The sequence below is a fragment of the Enterobacter sp. SLBN-59 genome (assembly GCF_024807915.1).
GTDB classification, from domain to species: Bacteria; Pseudomonadota; Gammaproteobacteria; order Enterobacterales; family Enterobacteriaceae; genus Enterobacter; species Enterobacter asburiae_B.
Window position 1 is genome coordinate 1,739,315 of record NZ_JANUFI010000001.1, and the last position, 12,494, is coordinate 1,751,808.

The window sequence follows — 12,494 nt, forward strand, 5'->3', positions numbered from 1 at the left end:
GTGCACACAATAGCAATCTGTAACAAGGTGAATCAAGCATTGTTGAAAAAAACATCACAATAATTGCGGTGGCGCAAACCGACGATTGCGAAGAACGGGTAATTGCTGACGCGCAAGCGCAATTCTCTCTGAGTTTATCTCCGCCACCAGCACATGCGGGGCTTCAGCGGCGGCGGCGATCGTCACCCCCAGCGGATCAACCACCCTGCTTTGCCCGATGTTTTTCGTGCCACATTCCCCTGCGGCAACGACATAGCAGGTTGTATCCAGCGCGCGTGCCGCAAGCAGCGTTGCCCAGTGATGCTCTTTTAACGGCCCTTTGACCCACGCGGCAGGCAGTACCAGCACGTCAGCCCCCTGCAGCGCCAGATGGAGCGCCAGCTCGGGAAAACGCAGGTCATAGCAGGTCATCAGTCCGATCTTAAATCCGTCAATCTCCAGCAGCGGAGGGATATTGTCTCCGGGGTCAACGCGTCGCGACTCCTGGATGCTGAACGCATCATAGAGGTGAAGCTTGGCGTAATGTGCCACGATGGCCCCGTCACGAATCGCCACGAGCGTATTAACCGCGCGACCCGGCGTGGAGGGAACATGGATCGTTAAGATCGTCGTCATCGTATTGCCTGCGCTTTGGCCGAGCAATTGCTGTAAGAATTCGCCATCCAGCGGCTGCGCGGACTTCACGGATAAATCCGGATCGTTATCATCCCTGGCCAGCAGCGCCTCGGGGAGAACCAGCAGCGATGCGCCTTTCTGCCGGGCCTGCATCATCAGTTCGACGCACGTGAGCGCATTTTCACGCCAGTCAGGCGTGACCACAAATTGCCCTACCGCTACATACATATTTGTCCCCTCATCATAAACGGCGTTAAACTCGCTTCTCTTACACATCAAATAGCAGGTATTTAGCGTGTTACAACTACTTTTAGCCGTTTTTATTGGTGGGGGAACGGGTAGCGTTGCGCGATGGTTTCTGAGTATGCGGTTTAACCCCCTGCATCAGGCGATTCCTATGGGGACACTTGCCGCAAACCTGATTGGTGCCTTTATCATTGGTATGGGGCTGGCTTGGTTTAACCGAATGACGCACATCGACCCAATGTGGAAGGTGTTGATTACCACCGGATTCTGCGGCGGTTTGACCACCTTCTCAACCTTTTCTGCGGAGACGGTTTTTCTCTTTCAGGAAGGCCGTATCGGCTGGGCGCTGATGAATGTGGCGATCAATATGCTCGGCTCCTTTGCGATGACGGGGATCGCATTTTGGCTATTTTCTTCCGCAAGCGCGCATTAACAGCCGAACCGTTAATGTTGGCTTAATTTTTCTCTGTCACTCTGAATGTAATACTGAACGAGGGTGACAGAATGAAACAGAGTCTGATGAGCGCAGGAATGGTGTTGTTGAGCGTGCTGATCGTTGCCAGCTTCCTGAAAATGTATCTGCTTGGCTGATTCAAAACGAAAAAAACCCGCTCAGTGAGCGGGTTTTGAAATTCTTGCTGACGCGTCTGAATTACAGAGCGATTACGTTAGCAGCAGAAGGGCCTTTGGCACCGTTAGTGATTTCGAACTCTACACGCTGACCTTCAGCCAGAGTTTTGAAACCATTAGACTGGATTGCAGAGAAGTGTACGAACACGTCTTTGCTGCCATCTTCAGGAGTAATGAAACCGAATCCTTTGGACTCATTAAACCACTTAACGTTACCTTTAATCTTAGACATCAAAATTACCTTTACATTAAAAAACGACACAAATGCTGTGTCGGTTATCAGTACATCAATTGTGGGACCTTTTGTCCAGCGGATCTTTGATAAAAAGTGACTAAAGTCGCGTTAATTTTCACTGACAGATTTTTATCGCTTATGAATCAACGCCTGCGCGTTTTTTCACCAGCATGTAACGTTTTGTCAGTTAAAACTGAAAACGCATCCAGGCGAAGTAAACGTTACCGTTGTTGTACGTACCCGGAATGTAGGTCATCTGGAACGTTGCGGGGCCATAGCCAATAGAGGCCAAAGGCAGCAGCACCGGGATTGGAATGTATTTCCAGTTGTCACGTGCAGTAACCCCGGCGGTATAGCCCAAACCGACGTGGAAGTTCTCGTCCGCTAGCGGGCGCCAGGTTTTTTCCCAACCATACCCCCCAATCGGCTCCCATTTATTAAACGAGTCTTTGAAGGCCATCAAATAGATGCCATGCCAGTTTCCCTTTTCATCCCAGCGCGACTGGCCAAAACCCGCGCCCCACGGACGCTCGTTGTATTTATCGGTTTTCTCTTTGTCATAAGCAAAACGCGCATGCCACGTTATTGCCGGGACATAGAGATCATAATGTTCAGGTGCCGTCCATGTCTGGGAAACATTATCCGTAAAGGTTGAGAACCAGCCTTTATCCGTCGCGTTGCCTTCTGCCTGTGCAACAGAACAAAACGTTAACTGCCCAAAAATAAACAACAAAATAGAGAAAAATGTATTACGTACAATCACAATGCAATTACCATTCTTAGTATTCGAGGCAAAGTTTACCATAAAGTAGTTGAATCAAAGCTTAACGACATCGGCGTTATTCCTAATTATTCAGCTTCTTTTCGGGAATATTCTTAAGGAAAGGCGGCAATGCGTTCAAAATAAACCCACAAGGGGTGTGACTTTACCCATTTAATGTTCTGAATCAGTGACATGTAAAACCACACAAAACATTAACAATTTGTTATCATTATTAGGACATATTGCGCTATTTCTGACGGTCAAGGCCCTCATGACATAAATGTATGGGCCATGGCAAAAAGACGGTTGTTCTGTTCTTTAGTCGTCTGTTTATTGATTTTAATCAGCAAGAACAGGCCAATTATTCGGCACATTTTCATCCTTCTTTTTTTTGATTTTTTGTGCTCCATTGCAGCAGAGATACAGGGGAAATCATGCTTACGTTATTCGAACTCCTTATTGGAGTCGTCGTCATTGTCGGCGTCGCACGCTACATCATTAAAGGCTACTCGGCCACGGGCGTATTATTTGTCGGCGGTCTAACGCTGCTGATTATCAGCGCAATAATGGGGCACCAGGTGTTACCTGCCAGCGCGACCAGCACCGGTTACACGGCTACAGATATTGTTGAATACATTAAAATATTGCTCATGAGCCGCGGCGGCGATCTGGGTATGATGATCATGATGCTGTGCGGTTTTGCAGCCTATATGACCCATATCGGCGCCAACGACATGGTCGTTAAGCTTGCCTCTAAACCCCTGCAATACATCAACTCGCCGTATCTGCTAATGGTCGCAGCCTATTTCCTCGCCTGCCTCATGTCACTGGCCGTTTCGTCGGCTACAGGGCTTGGCGTACTGCTCATGGCGACGCTGTTCCCGGTCATGGTGAACGTCGGTATCAGCCGTGGCGCGGCCGCGGCAATTTGCGCGTCTCCGGCAGCGATTATTCTCTCCCCGACCTCCGGCGACGTTGTGCTGGCGGCAAAGGCGGCGGAGATGTCACTCATCGACTTCGCCTTTAAAACCACGTTACCGATCTCAATTGTTGCCATCGTGGGCATGGGGATCGCGCATTTCTTCTGGCAGCGCTATCTCGATAAGAAAGAAAACATCAGCCATGAAATGATGGACGTGAGTGAAATCACCACGACCGCTCCCGCGTTCTATGCCATTCTGCCGTTCACCCCGATCGTCGGAGTGCTGATTTTTGACGGAAAATGGGGTCCACAGCTGCACATCATCACCATTCTGGTCATCTGTATGCTGCTGGCCGCCGTGCTGGAGTTTGTGCGCGGTTTTAACACGCAAAAAGTCTTCTCGGGTCTGGAAGTTGCGTATCGCGGTATGGCGGATGCCTTCGCTGGCGTGGTGATCCTGCTGGTTGCAGCGGGCGTTTTTGCCCAGGGTCTGAGCACGATCGGCTTTATCCAGAGCCTGATTTCTATCGCCACCTCGTTCGGCTCCGCCAGTATTATCCTGATGCTGGTTCTGGTGGTGCTCACCATGCTGGCGGCGATGACCACCGGTTCCGGTAATGCGCCTTTCTACGCTTTCGTTGAGATGATCCCGAAACTGGCTCACTCCTCCGGTATTAACCCGGCCTACCTTTCCATTCCCATGCTGCAGGCGTCAAACCTGGGCCGTACCATTTCGCCGGTGTCGGGTGTGGTCGTCGCCGTTGCCGGGATGGCGAAAATCTCGCCATTCGAAGTCGTCAAACGCACCTCAGTGCCCGTTATAGTTGGTCTGATTATCGTGATTATCGCCACGGAAGTGCTGGTACCCGGCGCGGCCTAAGCTAAATTAGGGATATCCAAAAAGCGCCTGTAGGCGCTTTTTGTGCTTTAATAACTTCCAGAAATTAATCGTGCTCATTCGATCAGGAAATCATATGTTCAGGAAGGATATCGTCATCCCGTCTGGCGCAATCGCGCTTGCTCTCTGTCTCTTCTCCGCACAGGCGGAACCGCTGAAGGCAACACAGTATGGCGATTTCGATCGCTATGTGCTGGCTCTGTCCTGGCAAACCGGGTTTTGCCAGAGCATGGTCGAACGCAACCGCAACGAACCTGACGAATGTCGCCTGCAAAAAGAGCGCGATAATAAAGCCGATTTTCTGACCGTCCACGGGCTATGGCCTGGCCTGCCAAAATCCATTGCCGCTCGCGGCGTGGATGAACGTCGGTGGATGCGTTTTGGCTGCGCCACGCGCCCCATTCCGAACATGCCGGAAGTAAAGGCTAGCCGCAAATGCGATGCCGCCGAAACCGGACTGTCGCTTTCCGCAGCCGCAAAGCTCAACGACGTGATGCCGGGCGCGGGCGGTAATTCCTGCCTGGAACGTTATGAATATGCCAAACATGGCGTCTGCTTTGGTTTCGATCCAGATGCCTATTTCGGCACGATGGTGCGGATGAATCAGGAAGTTAAAAACAGCGCGGTCGGTAAATTCCTCGCCGATAATTACGGGAAAACCGTCAATCGCAGCGACTTTGACGGTGCCGTTGCCAAAAGCTGGGGAAAAGAAAACATCAAAGCGATCAAGCTGACCTGCAACGGCAATCCGGCGTATCTGACCGAGATGCAGGTTTCGCTGAAGGCGGACACCATTAACAACCCGCTTTCTGCGGCGTCATTGGCCCCGCAGCCACATCCGGGTAACTGCGGAAAACAGTTCGTGATTGATAAAGCCGGCTACTGATCCGCGCCCGGGCGCACCATATCAAACCGGTTTTCGTCACTGATGCCATAATACGCCGTCGGCCCACCCGCACGCAGGATGGGCTGCGCTTTCGCCGTCTGGTAAATCCCCTCTTCCAGCAGCGTTTCGGCAATATGGATACCGACCACCTCCCCCAGCACCAGCCACGTATCGACCGGTGTGCCGTCGGCACCGGTAAGCTGAATGCACTGCGACAGGCGGCACTCAAAGTTCACAGGGCTTTCTGCGACGCGGGGCGCTTTGACCAGCTGGCTCGCCGCTGGCGTTAACCCGGCAAAGCTAAATTCATCCCGATCGTGCGGAAGCATCGCAGAGGTTTGGTTCATCGCCTGCGCGAGATCGCGCGTCGCCAGGTTCCAGACAAATTCCTTTGTTTCGGTAATATTACGCACGCTGTCCTTCCAGCCGTTGCTGGAAAAGCCGATGATCGGCGGGCGATAGTTAAAGCAGTTAAAGAAGCTATACGGTGCGAGGTTGAGCTGACCGGCCTTGTCGCATGAGGAGATCCAGCCGATCGGACGTGGACCAATAATGGCGTTCAGCGGATCGTGCGGCAGGCCGTGCCCCTGAGACGGTTGGTAGAAGTACATAGTTCTCTCTCGTTGGTGGGCTGACGCGAATAGCGCTTCGCGCAAAGCCCGGGTTCAGGACACTCAGCGTAACGTATTCCGCCCGGAATGAAGACTGAATAAATTTCAGCGAAAATTCATATGGACCATGAATGTGACCTTCATCACTTCAAACTTGCGCGCTCAGCCAGTATCATCGGGAGAGTTAAACCCTCGCTGCCAGACGGCGAGGGTTTTCTTTTGGATTGGTTTCTGCGTTACGCGCAGCATTAACGACATGGAGTAAAAAATGTCCAGACCTACAATTATCATCAACGAGCTCGACGCAGAACGTATCGACAGGCTGCTGGAAAAAGCGGAGTTTGCCTCACTTCCCGTGGCCGACGCCCTGAATGAGGAGCTCGACCGGGCGCAGATGTGCACGCCTGAAACGATGCCGCATGACGTGGTCACCATGAACAGCCAGGTAAAATTCCGCAACCTCACCACCGGTGAAGAGCTGACCCGCACGCTGGTTTACCCGGCTCAGATGACCGACAGCAGCGCACAGCTTTCTGTTCTTGCGCCTGTGGGTGCCGCACTGCTGGGCCTGCGCACGGGCGATACCATCCACTGGGAATTGCCGGGCGGCGCCTCTGCCCATCTTGAAGTGCTGGCGCTGCTCTACCAGCCAGAAGCCGCGGGCGATTACCTGCGTTAACCACTTCTGAACAAGCGCCCCCGCTTTGCACAGAGGATGCAGCCGCATCCTCTTTCCGTAAATTCACCCCATTTTCTTATATCGCGCAAAAAGCCCTTAATCCACGCTTAATCTGTTTTGGTGCCGTGGGGACGGTCATGAGTGAGATACTGGTTATCACACTTATTTTTCTGATTATTGCGGCGATTATCGTCATGGCCGTGCTTTATCTCGAACGCCACAGCTAGGCGAGTACTCATGCAACCCCACCCGGGAAAGCGTTCACCAGGCCCTTAACTTTTTGCTCTGCGGCCTCGGGCGTTTCTGCACCAGGGACCAGAATCACCTTCCGGCACTCCTCCTCCCGTTTTTCGAATACCTTATAGGCGCGTTCCGCATCGGCAAGGGGGAGATAATGGGTCACGATCTCTTCCGGAGTAAGCAGCCCTTTTTCGATCAGCGGCAGCAGCTCACCCAGCCAGGCATGGACGTGCGTCTGGCCCATCTTAAACGTCAGCCCCTTATCAAAGGCATCGCCAAACAGGAAGCCATGAATAAACCCGGCGTACACGCCGGGTACGCTAACTACGCCACCGCGTCGAACGGCAGCAATGCACTGCCGCAGCGCTTTGCCGCTGCTGCCTTCAATTTTAAGATTGCTGAGGATCGTTTCGGTGGTGCTGCCTTTCGCTTCGAACCCTACCGCATCAATCACGGCATCAACGCCGCGCTGGCCAGCGGTCTGCTCGATGATTTTTTCCGCTGCATCGTTATCATCATCAAAGTTGATGGGGATTGCGCCGTAACGCGCCTCGGCAAATCGCAAACGGTACGGGTGGTGATCGATAACAAAGATCTGCTCGGCCCCTAACAGCCGCGCGCAGGCAATGGTCAGGAGCCCCACCGGCCCGGCGCCGAAAACCGCAACGCTTGAGCCTTTTTCAATCTGCGCATTTTTTGCCGCCTGCCAGGCCGTGGGCAAAATATCGGAAAGGAACAGCGCCTTATCATCGGAGAGGAGTTGCGGGACCTTAAACGGCCCGACGTTGCCTTTTGGCACGCGGACATATTCCGCCTGTCCCCCCGGCACGCCGCCGTAGAGATGGCTGTAGCCAAACAGCGCGGCCGGCGCGGGGATTTGCTTTTTGTTCAGCGCGGCGCCCTGCCCGGCATTGGTATTCTCACAGGCCGCGTATTGCTGCAGACGGCAGAAGAAACAGTCCCCACAGGCAATGACAAAGGGGATCACCACGCGATCGCCTTTTTGCAAATTCTTCACCTCTGCGCCGCACTCGACGATTTCCCCCATAAACTCATGGCCGAAAATGTCGCCGTGCTGCACCTTCGGGATCTTTCCTCGATAGAGATGCAAATCGGAGCCGCAGATAGCCGTGGCCGTGACGCGCAGAATGATATCGTCGGGCTGTTCGATAATGGGATCGGGGACATTCTCGACGCGTACATGGTGCGGACCGTGATACGTAAGTGCTTTCATGCGACCTCCGAAAGGTTCCAGGTAAGTGTATAAGGGTAGCTACCCCTGAAGGCCTGCCCCGGAATACGGGCCTTTTGAGATTTATCCTGGCAACTTAAGAAAACTGACGGGGCGCTTACAGAAACCATTTTTATTTTATGGTTGAATGAGTTCAGCGTTTATAAACAAGGAGAAACGGGTATGTATCAGAGAATCATTATGCCGGTTGATGTTTTTGAGATGGAGCTGAGCGACAAGGCCGTACGCCATGCGGAGTTCCTGGCGCAGCAGGACGGTGTTATCCATCTTTTGCACGTACTGCCGGGCTCCGCCAGCCTGAGCCTGCACCGCTTTGCCGCCGACGTGCGTCGCTTCGAGGAGCATTTGCAGCATGAAGCGGAAACTCGCCTGCAAACCATGGTCAGCCACTTCAGCATCGACCCTTCACGGATCAAAACGCACGTCAGATTCGGCAGCGTTCGCGATGCGGTAAACGAACTGGCGAACGAGCTGAAAGCAGACGTGGTGGTCATCGGTTCGCGCAACCCTTCCATTACCACGCATCTGCTGGGCTCTAACGCCTCCAGCGTGATCCGCCACACCCATATACCGGTGATGGTCGTAAGATAAAAAAAGAGGCCACCTTTCGGTGGCCTCTCGCTATCGCAGGTGTAGCCTTACTTGCTTCTGTTATGCGGTTTTGGTGCGAATCAGGTAGTCAAAGGAACTCAGAGACGCCTTCGCCCCTTCGCCCGTGGCGATAATGATCTGTTTGTACGGCACGGTGGTGCAGTCGCCCGCCGCAAACACGCCTTTAACGCTGGTTTCACATTTCGCATCGATGATGATTTCGCCCATGCGGTTACGCTCAATCGCGCCTTCCAGCCAGGTGGTATTTGGCAGCAGACCAATCTGCACGAAGATCCCTGACAGCGGAACGCTGTGCACGTCACCGCTCACGCGGTCGCGGTATTCCAGGCCGGTCACTTTGCTGCCGTCGCCCTTCACTTCCGTGGTCTGCGCGTTCAGTACAATGTCGACGTTTTTCAGGCTGCGAACTTTATCCTGCAGAACCTGGTCGGCCTTCATCTCTGGAGCGAACTCCAGAAGGGTAACGTGCTCAACAATCCCCGCCAGGTCGATAGCCGCTTCCACGCCGGAGTTACCGCCGCCGATCACCGCCACGCGTTTACCTTTAAACAGCGGGCCGTCGCAGTGCGGACAGTAGGTCACGCCTTTGGTACGGTACTGATCTTCGCCCGGAACGTTCATGTTGCGCCATTTCGCGCCGGTGGCAATGATAATGCTGCGCGCTTTCAGCACCGCGCCGGACGCGGTTTCAATCTGGTGTAAACCACCCTCGACCGCTGCCGGAACCAGCTTGCTGGCGCTCTGGCTGTCAATCACGTCCACGTCGTAGTCGCTAACGTGCGCCTTCAGCGCCCCCGCCAGCTTCTGGCCTTCGGTCTTCGGCACGGAGATGTAGTTTTCGATGTCCACGGTATCGAGCACCTGGCCGCCGAAGCGTTCGCCCATCAGGCCGGTACGAATACCTTTACGCGCGGAGTACACCGCTGCCGCCGCGCCCGCAGGGCCGGAACCGACGATCAGCACGTCGTAAGCATCGCGTTTGTTCAGCTCTTCCGCTGCACGTTTTTCAGCACCGGTATCCACTTTGGCTACGATTTCGGTCAGCGTCATGCGGCCCTGGCCGAACTCTTTGCCGTTCATGTAGACCGCCGGAACGCCCATCACGTTGCGATCGGTGATTTCATTCTGGAAGGTACCGCCGTCAATCGCCGTGTGCTTGATGCGCGGGTTCAGAACCGACATCAGGTTCAGCGCCTGCACCACGTCCGGGCAGTTGTGGCAGGAGAGCGAGTAATAGGTTTCAAATTCGAAATCACCGTCGATATCGCGGATCTGCTCCAGCAGCGCCTGCGCTTCTTTTGACGGATGACCACCGGTCCACAGCAGCGCCAGCACCAGTGAGGTAAATTCGTGACCCAGCGGCGAGCCGGCAAAGCGCGGTCCCTGGTCGGATCCTGGGTTGGTAATCAGGAAAGAGGGCTTACGGACCGGCAGCGCGTTGTCTTCTTTGAAGGTCACTTTCGGCGACAGCTCGGCGATCTCCGCCAGCAGTTCCTTGATCTCTGCCGATTTGGCGCTGTCGTCCAGCGTGGCAATCAGCTCAACGGGTTTGGTCAGTTTCTCAAGGTAGGCCTTGAGCTGGGTTTTCATGTTAGTGTCGAGCATTGTTCTTCCCTCTCTTAAGACGTCATCATGCAAGCTGCCTTATACGGGCGGCCTGAATGCAACTTGCATCATGGTGCTGGAATGAAATGGGCGCGGGGTGCGCCCATTGATTACCGAATGGGCAAAACTTAGATTTTACCAACCAGATCTAAGGATGGAGCCAGCGTCGCTTCGCCTTCTTTCCATTTCGCCGGGCACACTTCGCCTGGGTGAGAAGCCACGTACTGAGCGGCTTTCACTTTACGCAGCAGGTCAGAAGCATCACGGCCGATACCTTCAGCGGTAACTTCGATAGCCTGGATAATGCCCTGCGGGTCAACAACGAAGGTGGCGCGGTCAGCCAGGCCTTCATCTTCACGCATGTTGTCGAAGTTACGGGTCAGGGCGCCAGTCGGGTCGCCGATCATCGCGTATTTGATTTTCGCGATGGTTTCGGAGCTGCTGTGCCATGCTTTGTGGGTGAAGTGGGTATCGGTAGAGACGGAGTAAACGTCTACGCCCAGCTTCTGCAGTTCATCGTAATGGTCTGCAACGTCACCCAGTTCAGTCGGGCAAACGAAGGTAAAGTCAGCCGGATAGAAGAAGAAGACGCTCCAGCGGCCTTCGGTATCTTTCTCGGTAACTTCGATGAACTCACCGTTTTTGAACGCCTGGTTTTTGAAAGGTTTAATTTTGGTGTTAATCAAAGACATCTGTACTTCCTCCGTGTTTTCGTTGAGGTGTAAGGTAACCAACTTTATTCATCGGGGCTAATGCGTATGCTTTATCAAATCAATCAGCCAAACCTTACAACGTCGACAAGACAACAAGGTGAACCTTTTACAGGAAAGCCTGAAAGTAAAAAGGCCGCCTCAACGGGCGGCCCTGATACCTGAATTCCCCGCAGGTACATTCAGTGCCAGCCGAAACTGGCGTTGCGTTGCGCTCTACAACCCTTTATATCAAGGCGGTAACAGCCGTTTGATTACACCACCCGCGCAGGGATTGAGCAATCCATAAGAGAGGCATTCCTGCCTATGGCTGTGATAGGTTGTGCCGAACATCATTACGGTGCGTTATAAATTTATTTTTATTATAAAACTATCGCAATATATAAATGACAGTTGTCATTAAAAATGATTACTCCCTTTCTTAAGATAAAATTATCTTAATCGCTTTTGAAGCGCTATTTCAATAATCTGCCACCGTGATATATTAAGATGATTTAATTTAAAACTAAGAGAGCTAACCGAAAGAGTTATAAATGGTTAGCCTTAAACTATTGTTATCAGTTATATGATAACCACAGCAAACGCAGTACCCTCAGGACGAAACATGGCAAACCTGTATGACCTTAAAAAATTCGATCTTAATCTGTTAGTCATTTTCGAGTGCATTTACCAGCACCTTAGTATCAGTAAAGCCGCCGAGACGCTGTATATCACACCCTCTGCCGTGAGCCAGTCACTGCAGCGTCTGAGAGGACAACTCAACGATCCTCTGTTTATCCGTTCCGGTAAAGGGATCACCCCCACGACCGTCGGCGTCAATTTGCATCATCATCTGGAACAGAACCTGAACCAGCTGGAGCAGACTATCAATATCATGCACAGCAGCGGGTTGAAGAAGAACTTTGTCATTTATTGCCCGCATTTTATGAGTACGAAAGCAACGCTTGACCCTATAAAACTGTTGATGGAAAACCATAACTATTCAATTGAATTACATGATGTTTTTCTTTCGTCTGATTCAGCAGAAGATCTCTTAGCCTACAGAAGAGCCGACCTGATATTTTCGTTTTCTTCTTCTAACAATCATTCTGTCGCCTGTAGCCTTTACCATAAACTTCCTTTCGTCCTCGTTTGTCGGGAGGGCCATCCCCGTCTCAGTGAAAATCCCACGCGTGAAGAGATTCTGAATGAAAACTTCACCGCCTACCTGAACGATGAAAACAGCTTCAAAGACTATCAGGAAAAGGCCGAAAACCTGTTAACCGAAAGAAATATTGTCTATCGCAGCGACTCTTTTATATCCCTTCTGTCGGTTATTGGTTCGTCCGACCTCATAGGATTAGTGCCCGCGCCGGCCTTCGAACAATATGGGCCAGCCCTCAACCTGCGAAAAGTGGAAACTGACATTCAATTCCCCAGCATTGATATTTACATGATGTACAATCGTTCCGCGCTCAATAGCTCGGCATTCGCGAGTTTTATTGAAGAAATATCCTTACCGTGAGATATTACTGTGGTTCTCGCACAAAATGGGAACCACACCGTTAAAACATACACCACCGTTATAGAATTACGCGGCATAACCGTTAC

General features: G+C 52.4%; 14 protein-coding genes. 7 read left to right on the top strand and 7 right to left on the bottom strand.

Features of this window, described 5'->3' with window-relative positions; all coding sequences use genetic code 11:
* Nucleotides 1–54: 54 nt before the first annotated feature.
* Nucleotides 55–843, bottom strand: a complete 789-nt coding sequence (locus M2422_RS08280; protein WP_064673639.1) for a deaminated glutathione amidase — start codon at nucleotides 841–843, stop codon at nucleotides 55–57.
* Between the two features lie 67 nt (nucleotides 844–910).
* Here M2422_RS08280 and crcB point away from each other — a divergent pair, with 67 nt between their 5' ends.
* Nucleotides 911–1,294, top strand: coding sequence for a fluoride efflux transporter CrcB (gene crcB / locus M2422_RS08285; protein ID WP_033144922.1), 384 nt, complete (start codon nucleotides 911–913; stop codon nucleotides 1,292–1,294).
* A gap of 219 nt (nucleotides 1,295–1,513) precedes the next feature.
* On the opposite strand, the gene cspE is transcribed toward crcB, so the two are convergent.
* Complete coding sequence (gene cspE / locus M2422_RS08290; protein WP_002439184.1) at nucleotides 1,514–1,723, bottom strand: transcription antiterminator/RNA stability regulator CspE; 210 nt, start codon at nucleotides 1,721–1,723, stop codon at nucleotides 1,514–1,516.
* Between the two features lie 190 nt (nucleotides 1,724–1,913).
* Entirely contained in the window at nucleotides 1,914–2,531 is a 618-nt protein-coding gene (gene pagP / locus M2422_RS08295) for a lipid IV(A) palmitoyltransferase PagP (protein WP_045142917.1), read from the bottom strand.
* A gap of 392 nt (nucleotides 2,532–2,923) precedes the next feature.
* Between pagP and dcuC the strand changes: the two genes are divergently transcribed.
* Both dcuC and rna read left to right on the top strand, forming a co-directional pair.
* A complete protein-coding gene (gene dcuC / locus M2422_RS08300; RefSeq protein WP_023310737.1) occupies nucleotides 2,924–4,291 on the top strand; it encodes an anaerobic C4-dicarboxylate transporter DcuC in 1,368 nt (455 codons plus the stop codon).
* 94 nt (nucleotides 4,292–4,385) lie between these two features.
* Nucleotides 4,386–5,195, top strand: a complete 810-nt coding sequence (gene rna, locus M2422_RS08305) for a ribonuclease I (RefSeq protein ID WP_064673638.1) — start codon at nucleotides 4,386–4,388, stop codon at nucleotides 5,193–5,195.
* Here rna and M2422_RS08310 read toward each other — a convergent pair.
* The gene (locus tag M2422_RS08310; protein WP_059446437.1) at nucleotides 5,189–5,806 is read right to left on the bottom strand and encodes a flavin reductase family protein; all 618 of its coding nucleotides are present in this window, start codon (nucleotides 5,804–5,806) and stop codon (nucleotides 5,189–5,191) included. The genes rna and M2422_RS08310 overlap by 7 nt on opposite strands.
* A gap of 268 nt (nucleotides 5,807–6,074) precedes the next feature.
* On the opposite strand from M2422_RS08310, the gene rnk reads away from it, so the two are divergent.
* Together rnk and yldA are read left to right on the top strand one after the other, a co-directional pair.
* Complete coding sequence (rnk, locus tag M2422_RS08315; protein WP_023310734.1) at nucleotides 6,075–6,485, top strand: nucleoside diphosphate kinase regulator; 411 nt, start codon at nucleotides 6,075–6,077, stop codon at nucleotides 6,483–6,485.
* A gap of 137 nt (nucleotides 6,486–6,622) precedes the next feature.
* On the top strand, nucleotides 6,623–6,712 hold the full coding sequence (yldA, locus tag M2422_RS23875; RefSeq protein WP_272481390.1) for a small membrane protein YldA: 90 nt from the start codon (nucleotides 6,623–6,625) through the stop codon (nucleotides 6,710–6,712).
* Nucleotides 6,713–6,720: 8 nt separating this feature from the next.
* Here the strand turns inward: yldA and M2422_RS08320 are convergent, their stop codons facing one another.
* The gene (locus M2422_RS08320) at nucleotides 6,721–7,959 is read right to left on the bottom strand and encodes a zinc-dependent alcohol dehydrogenase (RefSeq protein ID WP_032661072.1); all 1,239 of its coding nucleotides are present in this window, start codon (nucleotides 7,957–7,959) and stop codon (nucleotides 6,721–6,723) included.
* Between the two features lie 180 nt (nucleotides 7,960–8,139).
* Between M2422_RS08320 and uspG the strand changes: the two genes are divergently transcribed.
* Nucleotides 8,140–8,568: a universal stress protein UspG gene (gene uspG, locus M2422_RS08325; RefSeq protein WP_023310731.1), complete on the top strand. Its 429-nt coding sequence runs from the start codon at nucleotides 8,140–8,142 to the stop codon at nucleotides 8,566–8,568.
* Nucleotides 8,569–8,628: 60 nt separating this feature from the next.
* Here uspG and ahpF read toward each other — a convergent pair whose 3' ends face one another.
* A complete protein-coding gene (gene ahpF / locus M2422_RS08330) occupies nucleotides 8,629–10,194 on the bottom strand; it encodes an alkyl hydroperoxide reductase subunit F (protein ID WP_064673637.1) in 1,566 nt (521 codons plus the stop codon).
* Nucleotides 10,195–10,322: 128 nt separating this feature from the next.
* Nucleotides 10,323–10,886, bottom strand: coding sequence for an alkyl hydroperoxide reductase subunit C (gene ahpC / locus M2422_RS08335; RefSeq protein ID WP_008501015.1), 564 nt, complete (start codon nucleotides 10,884–10,886; stop codon nucleotides 10,323–10,325).
* A 622-nt stretch (nucleotides 10,887–11,508) separates the two neighbouring features.
* Here ahpC and M2422_RS08340 point away from each other — a divergent pair.
* Nucleotides 11,509–12,408 carry a DNA-binding transcriptional repressor CitR gene (locus tag M2422_RS08340; protein ID WP_039261223.1) on the top strand — a complete coding sequence of 300 codons (900 nt, stop codon included), beginning with the start codon at nucleotides 11,509–11,511 and terminating at the stop codon, nucleotides 12,406–12,408.
* Nucleotides 12,409–12,494: the final 86 nt, after the last annotated feature.